The organism is Streptomyces sp. NPDC091649 (genome assembly GCF_044756785.1).
Taxonomy (GTDB): domain Bacteria; phylum Actinomycetota; class Actinomycetes; order Streptomycetales; family Streptomycetaceae; genus Streptomyces.
Window position 1 is genome coordinate 125925 of record NZ_JBIVTR010000014.1, and the last position, 14976, is coordinate 140900.

Consider the following 14976-nt stretch of genomic DNA (forward strand, 5'->3'; position numbering starts at 1 on the left):
ACGCGCGGCCCCGCCGGACGACCTCCGGAGCAGGAATGACCGACGACGAACGGTGGCAGGACGCCGAAGCCTCTCCGCTCCGCCGGATCGACCGGAGCACCAATGGTGAGATCCGGCCGACGGAACGCCTCGCCATGAACCGGACCGGCAGCTTCGACTGGGATCTGGACAGCCGGACCCTGGACATCGACGAGGCCGGGCTCATGGTGTTCGGCGTGGATCCTGCGGCGTTCGACGCACGCCCGGCCGCGCTGCTGGAGCGTCTGGAGCCGGCGGAACGGGCCCGGCTCGACGTCACGATCGACGAGGCCATCACTGGCGGCAGCAATTCCTACAGCGTCCACTTCCGCGTGCCCCTGGACGACGGGACCACGCAGTGGACTCATGTCCAGGCCCGCATCCTTCGGTCGAAGGACGGCAGGGCCCACCGGATCGTGGGGGTCGTCCGGGACGCGACGGCTGAGGTCACCCATTCGGCCTTCGTTCTCGATCTGGAGAAGCGACGGCAACGCCAGACCAATATCGTTGAGCGGACAACGAGTGCCATGTCACGCGCGGTGACCGTGGACGACGTGACGGCCGCCCTCACCGGACCCGGCGGACTGGCCCGGCTCGGCGCGGACGGTCTCGCCCTGGGGCTCGTGGAGAACTCCACGCTGAACATCGTCGCGCTGAGCGGTGAGTCGCTCGAAGTGCTCGACGGGCTCGGCTCCGGTGACCTCGACCGCGATGTCCCTCTCGCGGACACCATCCGCAGCGGACGCCCCCGGTTCATCACCTCCCTCGCCGCGCTGGCCCGGCGCTACCCGGAGCTGGAACCGCATCTGGGGAAGCTCCGGTTCCGTGCGGCGGCGTATCTTCCGCTGGTGGCCCAGGCCCGGTCGCTCGGCGGCCTGGCCCTCTTCTACCGCGAGCGCACGGTCTTCAACGCGGACGAGCGCATTCTGTGCCTGGGGCTCGCCGCCATCGTCGCGCAGTCCCTGCAACGGGCGATGCTCTTCGACGAAGAGCGCGAGTTCGCCACCCAACTCCAGTCGGCGATGCTCCCGCCCCGGATACAGGAGGTCCAGGGCGGCGAGATCGCGGTGCGATATCACGCCGCCTGGAGCGGCCGACAGGTCGGCGGCGACTGGTACGACGTGATCACTCTGCCCAAGAACCGTTACGGACTGGTCGTGGGGGACGTTCAGGGGCACGACACCCACGCCGCCGCGATCATGGGCCAGTTGCGTATCGCCCTGCGCGCGTACGCCGCCGAGGGGCACCCGCCGGCCACTGTGCTGGCACGAGCCTCCCGCTTCCTCGCCGAACTGGACACCGAGCGCTTCGCCACCTGCACGTACGCCCAGGTCGACCTGGCGTCCGGGGCGGTGCAGGTGGTGCGGGCCGGGCACCTCGGCCCGTTGATCCGCCACGTCGACGGGCGCGTGGGCACCCCGCAGGTGCGCGGTGGGCTGCCTCTGGGCACCTCCACGGACCTCCAGGACGAGGAATATCCGGAGACCCGGCTCGACCTGGTGCCCGGTGAGACGTTCGTGCTGTACACGGACGGGCTGGTGGAAGAGCCGGGAGCCGACCTCGACACCGGGATCGACGCGTTGCGCAGCGAGGTGAGCGCCGGGCCCGCGGGGGCGGAGGCGCTGGCCGACCACCTGTCGGAACGGCTGTGGGAACGGTGGGGGTCGGGCGACGATGTGGCGCTCCTGGTCCTGCGCCGAAGCCCGGACGTGGGGTCGTCGCACGCACCACGTCTCCACCAGTACATCCACCAGGCGGACCCGGAAGGGCTCTCGGACGCCCGAGCGATCGTGCGGCAGGCCCTGGCCGACTGGGACATGGCCGAGTTCGCCGACGACGCGGAGCTCGTCACGGGCGAGTTGTTGGTGAACGTGCTCCTGCACACCGAGGGAGGGGCGGTCCTGACCGTGGAGGTGCTGCCCGAACCGGTACGGCGGATCCGGCTGTCGGTCCAGGACCGGTCCAGCGCCTGGCCCCATCGACGTACGCCTGGCGAAACCTCGACCTCCGGCCGGGGACTGCTGCTGCTCGACGCGGTCGCCACGCGCTGGGGAATCGAGCCCCGCGGCGAGGGCAAGGCCGTCTGGTGCGAGATCGGCCCCACTCCCCCGCCGGCCACCGCGCCCCCAGCGAAGGTCTCCGAGCAGTGACGGACGGCTGGTCATGGCAGGAATCGAGTGAGGGCGGGCGGACCGAACCGGTGTGTGGTCGATTTCGTCAGGCGTCCGCAGGAGGTGTCGACTTCAAGGACGCCCGCCGGCGATCATTTGTCCTACGGGCGCCGGTCACAGAGCCATGTGCATGATGTGAAGCCCGACATAGCCCTGGGTCGGGTGCTTGAAGCCCTGCGGCAGGGTGCCGATCACGTCGAAGCCGATGGACCGGTACAGCTTGACGGCATGGATGTTGGTCTCGACCACCGCGTTGAACTGCATGGCCCGATACCCCTCGGCGCGAGCCCAGTCGACCGAGTGTTCACACAGTGCGCGCCCCACTCCCCGGCCGGAGTGAGCCGGGTCGACCATATAGGTGGCGCTGGCTATGTGGGATCCGTTGCCCAGATGATTGCGGTTCATCTTCGCCGTGCCCAGCACGGTGCCGGCTTCGTCCACGGCGACGACCACTCGGCTCGGCGCCGCGACGAACCACCATCCCTCTGCTTCCTCCCTGCTGAGTTCGAGCGGGTAGGTGAGCGTCTCGCCCGCGGAGACGATCGAGTGGAAGAACGGCCAGATGGCGGGCCAGTCCTCGGAGGTGGCTTCCCTGATCAACATGCGGATCAGGATGACCCATCCGCCTGATCGACGCGAATTGTCATGTGACAACCCGCCCACGCCATCCCAGCCTGGCGAGCAGGCCCTTTCCGTTCGGCACGCCCACCGCGGCGAAGTGTGACGCCCCGGGGCAGGAGGCCGGCTGCGGCTCGGCGGCAGGTGTCGTGGCCCCGGTACGCCGCCGGGCCCGGGACCGGACGGCCGGCGCCGCCCGGACTCCTCCGTCGTCCCCGGGGCGCGGGGCCGGCCGCTGCTCGCGTGCGCGGTCCAGCTCCAGAGTCAGGTTGACCCGCCGCCAGAGGATTTCGTCGGGGTCGTCGGCCAGAACCAACTCTCCCCATGCCTCTCTCGCGACCATGGATCCCGGCCGCCCGAAGACCGGCACCGGACGGACCCGTGCCAGGTGGGCGCGTTCATAGGGGTCGTCCACGACTTCCGCCAGGTGCACCGGGTCCAGTGCCGACGCCTGGATCGCTGCTCGCGCCCAGCCGTCGCGCGTGCGGTTCAGCAGCCGGTCGATGCGCTGCGAGCGCCAGTTGCGCGCCCGCCAGTCGGTACCCGAATCCAGCATCGCGCGCATGCCCAGGGGCGTCCGCCCGGCGAGCAGTCCGGGCTCGCGGGCCGCGAACGCGGGAAGCTCGTCCGCGAGGTAGAGCCAGACCACCGCGCGATACCGGTTCAGACAGAAGGTGATGGGTGATACGCAGCCTGCCCGTGCCAGCCGGGTGAACCGTGCCGGGGCGATGTCCAGCAAGGCCGCTCCCTCCGCCGCGCCCACGGTGCGGACCCGCTCCGCCAGGCCGTCGGGGAAGTCCGGCTGCTCCCGCAGGCGCGCGATCTCCTTCTCGTGCACCCGTGGTCGTCCACCGCCGGGTGCGCCGACAACGGCGATCAGCCCCAAGTGCACCGCAAGCTCGAACTCAGCGCGCCGGACACCCAGCTCCTGGGCCGCGCGCCCGGCTGCCACCGTCGCCGCCGGGGCGGCGGAGGAGGAGGAGGAGGAGGAGGTGTGCCCGGCCTCGGCCCCCGAGTCCGTGCGCACGCCCCCGGCGCCCGCGACTGCCCGGCCGCTCGCCTCCTCGGCCCGCGCCCGAGTGCCGTCGGCACGCACATGGCTGCCCTCGGCCCGCGCTCGTCCCCGAAGCACTCCCCTGACCGTCATGACTGACCTCCCCGTCGACCCGAATACTCTCCGTGATCACGGTAGTCCGAAGGAGTCATCACCCGACAGCCCTGTGGATAACTTCCCACCGGCGACGAGACCTGCGGGTCAGAACGGTCCTGTGTCCTCGGGCGCACTCTGGCGGACGGATACTCCGAGGTGCTCTCCCACCCGGTTGACGAGCAGGGTCATCTCGTACGCGACCTGGCCGACGTCCGCTTCGGCGGCGGTCAGGACGCACAGGCAACTGCCGTCGCCCGCGGCCGTCACGAAGAGCAGTGCCTCGTCGAACTCGACCATCGTCTGGCGGGCCCGGCCCGCCCGGAAGTGCCGCCCCGATCCGCGGGCCAGGCTCTGCAGACCGGAGGAGACCGCCGCCAGGTGCTCCGCGTCCTCGCGGGCAAGCCCGGTGCTGGCCCCGGTGACCAGTCCGTCGTTCGACAGCACCAAGGCGTGCCGTATGTATTGCACCCTGCTGGTCAGATCGTCAAGGAGCCAGTCAAGTCCCCGGTCAAGCGGCATGTGCTCGTCCTCCCCGTACCCTCGTACCCCGTGCCCCGTTACGCGCGTAAGCCTCGCGCAAGGGCCCCGTGGGGGCAAGCGCCCCTCGCCGCCCGGGGTGCCGCTTCGCGCCACGCGGGGATCGGGCTCAGGATGGGCCCATGGCACACCACATGACCGAAGACGCGTGGCGGGCGTTCCTCTCGAAGGGCACGCGCACAGCGAAGATTTCCACGGTGCGGGCCGACGGCAGCCCGCACATCGCTCCTGTCTGGTTCCTTCTCGACGGCGACTCGGTGGTCTTCAACACCGGCAAGGAGAGTGTGAAGGGACGCAATCTCGCACGGGACGGCAGGGTCGCCCTGTGCGTCGACGACGACCGGCCTCCGTACGCGTTCGCGGTGGTGCAGGGGCATGCCGAACTGAGCGAGGACCCCGCGGAGCTGCTGCGGTGGGCGACGCTCATCGCAGGCCGCTACGTGGAAGCCGGCGCCGCCGAGGAGTTCGGTCGGCGCAACGGCGTGCCCGGCGAACTGCTCGTACGGGTGCGGATCGACAAGGTGGTCGCGATGGCCGACATGGCCGACTGACGGGCGGGGGCCGGGCGCTCGGCCGTCGGCCGACGGAGGCGAGGAGCCGGGCGGTGTGCGTGCCGCTCGGCGTCCTCGACCGTACAGATCAGGACTTCTTTTCCAGGGGCCGGCAGCCGGCTTCGCACGGCACGAGGCGCCTGCACGGCACGAGGGCAAGGCTGCTGCGCGATGCCGCGCCATCGGCTCCGGCGGGCATGCCACCGGGACCACGGCGTCGGTGTCCGGCCGGGCACGCGGGCCCCAGGGGGTCGTGCGTCCCTGCCGACTGCGCGATCATGTCCTCATGGCCGACGACCACGCCCACGTACTGGACTTCTTCACCCCGCGCGCGGCCGGGTGGGACAGCCGGTTCCCCGACGACGGCCCCGCCTACTGCGCCGCGGCCGGACTGCTCGGGCTGCGCCCCGGCGATGCCGTGCTCGACGCGGGCTGCGGGACGGGGCGCGCGCTGCCCGCGTTGCGGGCGGCGGTCGGGCCCGGGGGCACGGTGCTGGGCGTCGACCTCACTCCGGCCATGCTGGAAACAGCGGCACGGGCGGGACGCGGGGACAGCGGGACGCTGCTCCGTGCCGATGTCGCGCGGCTGCCGCTGCGCGACGGCGCCCTGGACGCGGTGTTCGGAGCCGGGCTGATCTCGCACCTGGCCCGCCCCGGGGAGGACACGGCCGAACTCGCCCGAGTGGTCCGCCCTGGCGGGGTCCTGGCGCTGTTCCACCCGATCGGCCGGGCCGCCCTCGCCGCACGCCGGGGACGCACCGTCACCGACGACGATCTGCGGGCCGAGCCGCGGCTGCGCGAGCTGCTGGCCGGCTCGGGGTGGCGGCTTGAGTCCTACACCGACGAGGACGACCGCTTTCTGGCTCTCGCGGTCAGGCAGACCTGAGGCCGCCGGTACGAACGGGGCCCGGACGCCGTACGGCAAGCGCCGGGGCTGTCCGGACCGGCACGGGGCGTGGCCGGGCGGGGTGGGTCACGTCACTCGGCGGGTGCCTGCGACGGCCGGCGCCCGGGAACGGGGCAGCCACGGGCGCCCGGTGTGGGAAAGGTGCCGAGTCCGGCGATCTCGTACCCGTCCGGATAGCCCTTGATCTCGGGGTTCTGGCGGGCGTAGTGGGGCGTCCGCCGGGGCGGCAGGAGCCGAACGGCACGGGCCCGGAGCCGGAGTGCGCCCCTGGTCAGTCCGCGAGCCACCGGACCCGGTCGACGGTAGCGGAACGCCCTGAGCAGCGAGTCGTCCAGGAGTGCGAGGCTGGCGCCGCGCACCACCGGAGCGAGGGGCGCCGGATACCAGGACCCCATCAGCGCCAAGGTGGCGTCGGAGACCCGGCGGGCCCCTTCGTCCCAGCCGAAGTGCTCGCGCTCGTAGGCGTCGAGGGTGCGCTCGAAGTCCTCGTAGGTCCTCGGGATGTCCTTGATGCCCATGCGGGCGCCCAGGGCGCGGTAGTAGGCGGCGAAGGCGCCCCGTTCGTGGCAGCAGAGGCGTCGCCAGCCGAAACTGTCCAGCCAGCGCTTCGGGCTGACGACGAACGTGCACAGTACGTAGCGCATGTCGTCGTCGCTGATGTCGTAGCTGCGGTGCATCTGGTTGATCCGGCGGACGGCTGTCCGGCCTTCGTCGGTGTCGAAGCCGTGCTCCATCACCGTGTCGAGGAGCAGGGCCGTGTCGTCGTAGCGTTTCTGTGGCCGCCCCGTCAACTCCGCCGTCTCGTCCAGGAGTCGGCCGATGCTGGGCACCGCATAGGTGCGGTAGAGGGCCAGTTCGAGGGCGCGGGTGACGTCCCAGGGGAACTCGTGGGCAACGGTGAGGCGGTAGATCTCCAGGAAGTCCCGTTCGGGGTCCAGTCCCTGAATCTCTTTCAGCCGGTCGTACCGCTTCGCCATCGCTGCCCCTCTCGTTCGGCCGGATGGTCCAACCTTACGCGGAGCCCTCCAGCGGAACCGGAACTCCGGCTCCCCCGCACCCGGGCGGGGGAGGCGCGGCTCCGGCTCACCAGCCCGTTCCCCAGGGCCTCGACGAGGGCGTTACCGAGTAGTCGGGGCGCGCCGGCGGAGCGAGGGACGCAAAACCGCGTGAGGGGCTGGTGGACGATGAGCGACAGGGAGGGTCCCGCACCGCCGACGCCGCCACCCCCTCCTGGCCGGGATGCCTGGGGCCCGCGGCAGCGGCGGCCCGGGGCGGACGAGAGCGCCGCGCAGTGGTCGGCATGGCGCGAGCGGATCGCGGACGCGCCGCTCCGACGGCCGGTCTTCGACCGTAAGCCGGAGACCGGCCTCGAGGAAGCGCCGGGGGCAGTGGCTCCCCGCTCCCGCGGCATCCCGGTGTCCGCTCTCCCGCCCCCGGGCCAGCGCCGCCCGCCTCGCGAGGTGTGGCCGCTCGGGGGCCTCACCGGACAGGGCGATCAGGACGGGAGGGGACCGCCCGGGTCGGGGCGCGCCGTCCCTCGTCCGGCCTCAGCGGCCGATCTGCTTGCGGTTGATCCTGCGGAGCCTGCGCCGCTGGGAGGGGTCCAGCAGCAGATAGCCCGCCACGGGAACACCGATCACGATCAGCAGTGCCCACCAGAATCCGATCAGGGGCCACAGGATCGCTGCCGCGAGAACTCCCCCGATAGCGACCTTCGCACCGTTCGACATGGTCAACGCCTCCTTCGCGGCCGGCGCCGCTCCTGTTCTGTGTGAACGCGTCCGTGCGCCCTTACGTTCCCCGTCGGCCCCGCTATCGCAGCGGCTCACCGACTTCGTGCATGTGCGACAGCGCCTGCCGGTAGGACTCGATCAGTCCGGTTTCCGCGTACGGCATGCCGATGGTGGAACAGTGCGCCTTGACCAAGGGCTGGGCGAGTCGCAGGTTGGGGCGGGGCATGCTGGGGAAGAGGTGGTGCTCGATCTGGTAGTTCAGCCCGCCGAGGAACCAGTCGGTCAGGACGGCGCCCCGCACATTGCGCGAGGTCAGCACCTGCCGCTGGAGGTGGCCCCAGCGCTCACCGTCGGGGTCGGGCATCTCCATACCCTTGTGGTTCGGCGCGAAGGCCATGCCCAGGTGGAGACCGAACAGCGCGTGCAGCACCAGGGCGAAGACGATCGCCTTGCTCGGTGACAGGGTGCTGAGCAGCAGCGTCGCGTAGAGGGCGACGTGCGCGGTGAGCAGCAGCGCCGAGACGGCCCGCTCCCGGAGGGGCTGGCGGCGCAGGAACTGGAATCCGTAGATCTTCAGCGCGATGCCTTCGAGCAACAGCATCGGAAAGAACAGCCGGGCCTGGTTCCTGGTCAGCCAGCGGAAGAACCCCTCGCGCTGCGCCGCCTGCTTCTGGGTCCAGACCAGGGCGCCGACCCCGACGTCGGGGTCCTTGTCGATGTGGTTGGGGTTGGCATGGTGGCGTATGTGCTTGTCGTTCCACCACGCCTCGTTCATACCGAGGAGCAGATTGGCGTGGACGAGTCCGATCAGCTTGCTCGTCCTGCGGTCGGCGGATATCTGCGCGTGTCCCGCGTCATGGGCGACGAAGGCCGTGCGGGTCCACAGAACCGCCATCGGCAGGGTGAGAAGCAGGCTCCACCACGTGTCGCCCAGCAGTACGAAGCCGGTGATCACGGCCGTCAGAGCCAGCAGGTTGGCGACGATGCCGAGCACATACCGGTCCGTCCGGCGCTCCAGCAGGCCCTGCCCCCTCACGGCACGCAGCAGCGGCGCGAAATCGCTTCCGGCCGCCGCGCGGGTCTCGGCCGGGCGCTCGGCACCGCTTTCCTCGGCGGGATCCGCAACAGTGGCTGTCGCCTGGGACATGACGTCTCCGGTCTCTGGAACATATGCGCTGACCTCATCGAACGTACGGACCGGGGGGTGGTGGGAGCCATGGCGCCACCACCCGGATGCCCCTGGGGCAGACCCCCCTGCCCGATGGTGGGGCCGGCTGCACCATCAAGGCTGGAGAAGGAAAGGATGTGACGCATGCCACATAGACGTACGGCCTGTCGTCACGCGAAAGGGAGTACCCTCGGCGACTCCGCCCACTAGTCAAATTTGAGGAATCTGACATCGCTGTGCACAGGCACCCTGCGGCAACGCCCTCCGAGATCGCCGAACTGTCCCGCTGCTCCGCGGTCTTCGTCCCCGCGGATCCCGCCCGTACCGGCAGGGTCGCGTTCTGGAATCCGGACGGTAGCACCCCTTCCGGCGCCCCCGGGACCTCGTCGGAGCTGACCGTGGTCGGAGCCGACCTACGAATCCGTACGGTTTCGGCGCTGTTCCTTCCCGTGCGGGACGCCCTGCCGGTGCTGACCCGGGCACGCGCCGTCGCTCACGCCTCCCCCGCCACCGCCTTCTGGGGCGCCGCCGCGCTTCTCGCGCTTCAGTTCGTCGCGCGTGGTCTCCTGCTGCCGGGGCTCAGCGCCACCGACCACGACGCCTGGCGGGTCGGGCCGTTGAGCGCCGCCGACCTCGGAAGAATCCGGGAGCTGGCGGCGTCGATGCCGCCGACCGCGCACTCCACTCCCCTCGCGGACGAGGGCGACCGGCAGCCCGGCGGGCCGGGCGGCGCGGGCGGTGTGGCGACTGCCGCGGGCCGAGCGGCTGCCGCTGACGAATCGCGGGAACGGCTCGCGGCGCACGACTCCGGCTCCGGCTCCGGAGAACCGTCGTTGCCCGAACCGGAGCGCCTGCTGCGTGCGTTCCTGGACTCCGTGGCCGACACGATGCCCCGTACACCGGCTGCCGGCATCGCCGCCGCCGGCCCGGCGTTCACCGCCCGACAGCCGCAGCACCTGCCCGAGGCGCGGACCTGGGCGGCCGATGTGGCGGCCGGTCACGACGCGGGCGTACGACTGTCGTTGCGTATCGAGGTCGCGGGCGTGACCTCGTGGGACAGCGGCGTGAAGGCGGGCCCCGAGGGCGCCCCGCCGCCGGTGGAGGCGGGCTCCGGTCCGGACGCGGTCGCGGTCGCGCCGTCGTTCCGTGCCGTGTTGCAGCTCCACAGTGTCAGCGACCCCTCCGTGGTCGCCGACGCGGCCGAGGTGTGGGCGGGCCACTCGCAGACCGCCGCCGCTTTCGGGCCGCGGGCCCGGATGGACGCCCTCCTCACCCTGCGGCGCGCCGCCCGGGCCTGGCCCCCGCTGGCTCCCCTGCTCTCCGCCGCGGTCCCGGACTCGGTGGAACCGGCGGACGAGGAGATCGGCGAGTTGCTGGGGTCGGCCTCGCGCGCCCTGGCCGCCGCCGGGGTGCAGGTGCACTGGCCCAGGGAACTGGCCAGGAAGCTCACCGCACGCGCCGTCATCGGCCCGGACGACCGGGACGCCGCGGACCGGGACTTCCCGGACGGTGAAGGCGACGGGCAGGAGGGCCGTCCCCGGCGGCACGCCACCGGGGACACGCCCTCCTTCCTCTCCGCCGACGCCCTGCTGTCGTTCGACTGGCGGTTCACCCTCGGCGACCGGAAGCTGACCCGCGAGGAGCTGGACCGGCTCGCCGAGTCCAGCAGGCCCATCGTGCGGCTGCGCGACCAGTGGGTGCTCATCGACCCCGAGGAGGCGCGCCGGGCGCGGGAGACCCAGGACCGCAAGGTCACCCCGATCGACGCTCTGGGTGCGGTACTCACCGGTTCGACGGAGGTGGACGGCCGTCGCGTCGAAGTGGCGGCGACCGGATGGCTCCAGCAGCTGCGCGACCGGCTGGCCGATCCGGAGTCCGCCGCCCAGCAGGCGATCGGACAGCCCGAGACGCTCGCTGCGACCCTGCGCGACTACCAACTGCGCGGTCTGAACTGGCTGAACACGATGACCTCGCTCGGCCTCGGCGGCTGTCTCGCCGACGACATGGGCCTCGGCAAGACGATCACGCTCATCGCCCTGCATCTGCACCGGCAGAGCGACCGCGAAGCGGCCGGCCCGACGCTGGTGGTGTGCCCGACGTCGTTGATGGGCAACTGGCAGCGGGAGATCGAGAAGTTCGCACCGGGAACGCCGGTCCGTCGCTTCCACGGCGCGTCGCGTTCCCTGGAGGACCTGGCGGACGGCGGGTTCGTCCTGACGACGTACGGCACGATGCGGCTCGACGCGTCCCGGCTCGCCGCCGTGCCCTGGGGCATGGTCGTCATCGACGAGGCCCAGCACGTCAAGAACCCGCACTCGGCGACGGCCAAGCAGTTGCGCACCCTCGGCGGCCGTGCCCGCGTCGCGCTCACCGGCACCCCCGTCGAGAACAACCTCTCCGAACTGTGGGCCGTCCTGGACTGGACGACACCCGGCCTGCTCGGCCGCCTCGGCGCCTTCCGTACGCGGTACGCCGCCGCGGTCGAGGGCGGCGACGACCCGGGCGCCGCCGAGCGACTCGCGGCGCTGGTACGGCCGTTCCTGCTGCGCCGCCGGAAGACCGACCCGGGGATCGCGCCGGAGCTGCCGCCGAAGACCGAGACCGACCGGGCGGTGTCGCTGACGCCGGAACAGACCGGCCTGTACGAGGCGGTGGTCCGCGAGACCCTGGCGGAGATCTCCACCGCAGACGGGTTCGAGCGGCGAGGGCTCGTGATGAAGCTGCTGACGGCGCTCAAACAGATCTGCAACCATCCGGCGCAGTACCTCAAGGAGGAACAGCCGCGGATCGCGGACCGGTCGGGGAAGGTCGAGCTGCTGGACGAACTCCTGGACACGATCCTCGCCGAGCAGGGTTCGGTGCTGATCTTCACCCAGTACGTGCAGATGGCCCGGCTGCTGGAGGAACACCTGGCCGCACGCGGCGTGGGCACGCAGTTCCTGCACGGCGGTACGCCGGTGGCCCGCCGCGAGGAGATGGTGGCTCGCTTCCAGGCGGGCGAGGCGCCGGTGTTCCTGCTGTCCCTCAAGGCGGCGGGTACCGGGCTCAACCTCACCCGGGCCGGTCATGTCGTGCACTTCGACCGCTGGTGGAATCCGGCGGTCGAGGCGCAGGCGACGGACCGGGCGTACCGGATCGGCCAGACCCAGCCGGTGCAGGTGCACCGGCTGATCGCCGAGGGCACGATCGAGGACCGGATCGCCGAGATGCTCGCCCGCAAGCAGGGTCTCGCGGACGCGGTCCTCGGCTCCGGCGAGGCGGCACTGACCGAACTGACCGATGCGGAACTGGCCGATCTGGTCGAACTGCGAGGGGGCGCGCGATGAGCGACGACTACGAGGACGACGACTACGGGTACGGAGCGGGGTACGGGACGGGCGGCGTGGAGGGGAGCGACGACGAGACGGCGCGGCACGGCGGGCACGGACCGGAGCGGACGTTCGCGGCGCTTCCCCCTGCGCAGGGCCGGGGTTTCGCCACCTCGTGGTGGGGCCGGGCCTGGCTCAAGGCTCTGGAGGACACGGCGCTGGACGGACAACAGCTCAAGCAGGGCCGACGGCTGGCCCGGGAGGGCGGGGTCGGTGCGGTCTCCGTACGGCCGGGGCGGATCACGGCCGTGGTGCGGGACCGCGACGGCACGGCCTACCGGAGCGACGTCCTGCTCCAGCAGCTCGGCGTGGGCGACTGGGACCGGTTCCTGGACATGGCCGTGGACCGGGCCGGGCACATCGCGGCGCTGCTGGACCGGGAGATGCCGCCGCACCTGGTGGAGGACGCGGCGGGCGCCGGGGTCGATCTGCTGCCCGGCATCGGGGATCTGGAGCCGGAGTGCACCTGCGGGGCCTGGGACCACTGCCCCCATTCGGGCGCTCTCTGCTACCAGGTGGCGCGTTTGCTGGACGAGGACCCGTTCGTCCTGCTGCTGATGCGGGGGCGCGACGAGCGGCGGCTTTGGGACGAACTCCAGGCGCGCAGCGCCGCCCGCGCGGTGCGGGCGGGGGACGACGGGGCGAGGGAGACCGCCGACGGCGCGGAGCGTGAGGTGCACGGAGTCCCGGCCGGGGAAGCGTTCGCGGCGGCCGGGATTCTGCCGCCGCTGCCCGCTCCCCCGTCGGCCCCCGACGAACCGGGACGCGGGCCGTCGCTGGACACCGAGACCGGGCCCGTGCCCGGGATCGACCCGCCGGCGCTGGAGGTGCTGGCGGCCGACAGCGCGGTTCGGGCGCACCGGATGCTGCGCGAGGCCCTGGCGCCGGGGCACGAACGGCACCCCCTCCCGGTGGAACCGACCCCGCGGCAGGACGCGGTGCGGCTCGCCGCGGACGCGCGGCCGGAGCCGCGGATCGGGGCCCGGCTGGCCGAGGGGTCCGGGCGCCCGGCCGCTGACCTGGACGCCGCGGTCCGCGCCTGGCGGTACGGCGGGGCCGCGGCACTCGCCGTGCTGGACGAGGAGTGGACACCGGACCCGGACGACCTGATGCGGGCCCGTGCGCGGCTCGGCGAGGCGTGGGAGGCGGGTGACCGGCCGGCGCTGCGGGCGAGTGGGCGAACCCGCTGGACCGTCGCGGGCGCCGACCTCCAGCTCCGGTACGACCGGAACGGGCGGTGGTGGCCCTACCGCAAGGAGCGCGGTCGTTGGGTTCCGGCCGGACCGGCGGACGACGACCCGGCGGGAGCGCTGGCGGTGGCCACCGGTGGTGGCGTGGACTGATCGCACCCGTTGGACGCGACGGACACGGCAGTCCGAAACGCCCGTCGCCGGCAAGCGTCAGCGGACGACGGACACGGCGGTCCTGAAGGCCCGTCGCCCGTCGCCCCACGCCTCACGCCTCACGCCGGCAAACGTCAGCCGGCGGCGGGCGGCCGTGAGGGGCCGTGCGGTGGGCCGGACGCCGGGCAGCCGAAACGCGCGGCGGCGGCAGGGAACCGGCCCCCCGGCGGGTCTCGTCATCTGCATCACGGAGATGATCGACGAGCCGACCCTCACCGGTTCGGCTCCGCCGCACCCCCGGCCCGAGCCCGGTCCGGGCCCTGTCCTCGCCCCGTCACCGCCCGCTGCCCCGCCCCCCGGACCCAGGAGTGCTGTTGCACCGCAGAAGGCTCATTCAGTGCGCCGCCGCGACCATGGGGGTGGCCGTCGTGCCGGCCTCCGCCCGGGCGGTGGCCGCGCCGAAGGTCCCCACCGACTACGCGAGTGCCCTCTGGGCTCCGGCCTCCCCCGCCAACTACACCGTTCCCTCCCGACCTTCCGAGCGCCGGGTCGACCGCGTCGTCATCCATGTCGCCCAGCAGCTGTTCACGCCGACCGCGGGCATCTTCCGCAACCCCGCCAAGCAGGTGTCGGCCCACTACGTGGTGCGCTCGGGTGACGGCCACGTCGCCCAGTGCGTACGTGAGAAGAACATCGCCTGGCACGCGGGCAACTGGGACTGGAACACCCGGAGCATCGGCATCGAGCACGAGGGCTGGGTGGACCGCCCGGAGTTCTTCACGGACATCATGTACCTGCGGTCGGCCAGACTCACAGCAGACATCTGCGAGCGTCACGGCATTCCCAAGGACCGGGAGCACATCGTCGGCCACCACGAGGTACCGGGCAGCGATCACACCGACCCGGGCGTCCACTGGGACTGGGAACGCTACCTCCGGCTCGTCGGCGACGTCGTCTGAGCACCCTTCCCCGTCAACCCGGTTGACGGCGCCGCGCCCGCGGCCGTCACGGCGGCCGACGGCAGGAGGTATCTCGGCGAGGGCGACGTCACGACGTGGAAGGCACGCGCCCTCCGCCGGAACGCCGAATGCCCGTCCCTCTCACCCGACGGCACCCGGATCGCCTTCGAGACGAGGGTCCGCGAGGGCGCCCGGGACCCGTGGCGACTCCACGTGCTGGACCTGAGAACGATGCGTGAGACTCCGGTCGCCGAGACCCTCAGCGTCGACGACCAGGCGGCATGGCTGGACGACACGACCCTCGCCTACGCCCTTCCGGGCCGGGCGAAGGGCACCTCGGACATCTGGACGGTCCCCGCCGGCCCCTCGGAGACCGGGCCGAGCCTGCTCCTGAGGGACGCGTCGTCACCTTCCGTGGTCGTGGGGGACAGCTGACGCGTGGGGGGGGACGCC

At 72.2% G+C, this 14976-nt stretch carries 13 protein-coding genes; 7 read left to right on the plus strand and 6 right to left on the minus strand.

The window, feature by feature from the left end:
• Positions 1 to 35: 35 nt before the first annotated feature.
• Positions 36 to 2168, plus strand: a complete 2133-nt coding sequence (locus ACIQMU_RS22930; protein WP_402689571.1) for a SpoIIE family protein phosphatase — start codon at positions 36 to 38, stop codon at positions 2166 to 2168.
• A 135-nt stretch (positions 2169 to 2303) separates the two neighbouring features.
• Here the strand turns inward: ACIQMU_RS22930 and ACIQMU_RS22935 are convergent, their stop codons facing one another.
• The 3 genes from ACIQMU_RS22935 to ACIQMU_RS22945 form a co-directional block, all read right to left on the minus strand.
• Positions 2304 to 2792 carry a GNAT family N-acetyltransferase gene (locus ACIQMU_RS22935; protein WP_402689572.1) on the minus strand — a complete coding sequence of 163 codons (489 nt, stop codon included), beginning with the start codon at positions 2790 to 2792 and terminating at the stop codon, positions 2304 to 2306.
• A 40-nt stretch (positions 2793 to 2832) separates the two neighbouring features.
• Positions 2833 to 3954, minus strand: coding sequence for a DUF6397 family protein (locus tag ACIQMU_RS22940; protein WP_402689573.1), 1122 nt, complete (start codon positions 3952 to 3954; stop codon positions 2833 to 2835).
• A 108-nt stretch (positions 3955 to 4062) separates the two neighbouring features.
• On the minus strand, positions 4063 to 4476 hold the full coding sequence (locus ACIQMU_RS22945) for a roadblock/LC7 domain-containing protein (RefSeq protein ID WP_352242500.1): 414 nt from the start codon (positions 4474 to 4476) through the stop codon (positions 4063 to 4065).
• Between the two features lie 140 nt (positions 4477 to 4616).
• Here ACIQMU_RS22945 and ACIQMU_RS22950 point away from each other — a divergent pair, with 140 nt between their 5' ends.
• Together ACIQMU_RS22950 and ACIQMU_RS22955 are read left to right on the plus strand one after the other, a co-directional pair.
• Positions 4617 to 5045, plus strand: a complete 429-nt coding sequence (locus tag ACIQMU_RS22950; RefSeq protein WP_352242499.1) for a PPOX class F420-dependent oxidoreductase — start codon at positions 4617 to 4619, stop codon at positions 5043 to 5045.
• Positions 5046 to 5331: 286 nt separating this feature from the next.
• Positions 5332 to 5931 (plus strand): methyltransferase domain-containing protein, encoded by a 600-nt coding sequence (locus ACIQMU_RS22955; RefSeq protein WP_352242498.1) that lies wholly within the window; start codon positions 5332 to 5334, stop codon positions 5929 to 5931.
• Between the two features lie 92 nt (positions 5932 to 6023).
• On the opposite strand, the gene ACIQMU_RS22960 is transcribed toward ACIQMU_RS22955, so the two are convergent.
• The 3 genes from ACIQMU_RS22960 to ACIQMU_RS22970 all read right to left on the minus strand — a co-directional run bounded on the left by ACIQMU_RS22960 (position 6024) and on the right by ACIQMU_RS22970 (position 8832).
• Positions 6024 to 6929 (minus strand): oxygenase MpaB family protein, encoded by a 906-nt coding sequence (locus tag ACIQMU_RS22960; RefSeq protein WP_352242497.1) that lies wholly within the window; start codon positions 6927 to 6929, stop codon positions 6024 to 6026.
• Between the two features lie 570 nt (positions 6930 to 7499).
• Positions 7500 to 7682, minus strand: a complete 183-nt coding sequence (locus tag ACIQMU_RS22965; protein ID WP_026291218.1) for a hypothetical protein — start codon at positions 7680 to 7682, stop codon at positions 7500 to 7502.
• Between the two features lie 82 nt (positions 7683 to 7764).
• Positions 7765 to 8832, minus strand: a complete 1068-nt coding sequence (locus tag ACIQMU_RS22970; RefSeq protein WP_352242496.1) for an acyl-CoA desaturase — start codon at positions 8830 to 8832, stop codon at positions 7765 to 7767.
• 257 nt (positions 8833 to 9089) lie between these two features.
• Here ACIQMU_RS22970 and ACIQMU_RS22975 point away from each other — a divergent pair, with 257 nt between their 5' ends.
• The 4 genes from ACIQMU_RS22975 (at position 9090) to ACIQMU_RS22990 (ending at position 14958) form a co-directional block, all read left to right on the plus strand.
• Positions 9090 to 12179, plus strand: a complete 3090-nt coding sequence (locus ACIQMU_RS22975; RefSeq protein WP_402689574.1) for a DEAD/DEAH box helicase — start codon at positions 9090 to 9092, stop codon at positions 12177 to 12179.
• Positions 12176 to 13564, plus strand: a complete 1389-nt coding sequence (locus tag ACIQMU_RS22980; RefSeq protein WP_352242494.1) for an SWF or SNF family helicase — start codon at positions 12176 to 12178, stop codon at positions 13562 to 13564. The genes ACIQMU_RS22975 and ACIQMU_RS22980 overlap by 4 nt, the downstream gene beginning before the upstream one ends.
• Before the next feature lie 374 nt (positions 13565 to 13938).
• Entirely contained in the window at positions 13939 to 14523 is a 585-nt protein-coding gene (locus tag ACIQMU_RS22985; protein ID WP_352242493.1) for an N-acetylmuramoyl-L-alanine amidase, read from the plus strand.
• A gap of 231 nt (positions 14524 to 14754) precedes the next feature.
• Positions 14755 to 14958, plus strand: a complete 204-nt coding sequence (locus ACIQMU_RS22990; RefSeq protein ID WP_402689575.1) for a hypothetical protein — start codon at positions 14755 to 14757, stop codon at positions 14956 to 14958.
• The last annotated feature ends 18 nt before the right edge of the window (positions 14959 to 14976 follow it).

Excerpts from the sequence above, each read along its gene's own strand:
- ACIQMU_RS22930 (WP_402689571.1), top strand. The coding sequence starts at position 36 with ATGACCGACGACGAACGGTGGCAGGACGCCGAAGCCTCTCCGCTCCGC.
- ACIQMU_RS22935 (WP_402689572.1), bottom strand. The coding sequence starts at position 2,792 with ATGTTGATCAGGGAAGCCACCTCCGAGGACTGGCCCGCCATCTGGCCG.
- ACIQMU_RS22940 (WP_402689573.1), bottom strand. The coding sequence starts at position 3,954 with ATGACGGTCAGGGGAGTGCTTCGGGGACGAGCGCGGGCCGAGGGCAGC.
- ACIQMU_RS22945 (WP_352242500.1), bottom strand. The coding sequence starts at position 4,476 with ATGCCGCTTGACCGGGGACTTGACTGGCTCCTTGACGATCTGACCAGC.
- ACIQMU_RS22950 (WP_352242499.1), top strand. The coding sequence starts at position 4,617 with ATGGCACACCACATGACCGAAGACGCGTGGCGGGCGTTCCTCTCGAAG.
- ACIQMU_RS22955 (WP_352242498.1), top strand. The coding sequence starts at position 5,332 with ATGGCCGACGACCACGCCCACGTACTGGACTTCTTCACCCCGCGCGCG.
- ACIQMU_RS22960 (WP_352242497.1), bottom strand. The coding sequence starts at position 6,929 with ATGGCGAAGCGGTACGACCGGCTGAAAGAGATTCAGGGACTGGACCCC.
- ACIQMU_RS22965 (WP_026291218.1), bottom strand. The coding sequence starts at position 7,682 with ATGTCGAACGGTGCGAAGGTCGCTATCGGGGGAGTTCTCGCGGCAGCG.
- ACIQMU_RS22970 (WP_352242496.1), bottom strand. The coding sequence starts at position 8,832 with ATGTCCCAGGCGACAGCCACTGTTGCGGATCCCGCCGAGGAAAGCGGT.
- ACIQMU_RS22980 (WP_352242494.1), top strand. The coding sequence starts at position 12,176 with ATGAGCGACGACTACGAGGACGACGACTACGGGTACGGAGCGGGGTAC.
- ACIQMU_RS22990 (WP_402689575.1), top strand. The coding sequence starts at position 14,755 with ATGCGTGAGACTCCGGTCGCCGAGACCCTCAGCGTCGACGACCAGGCG.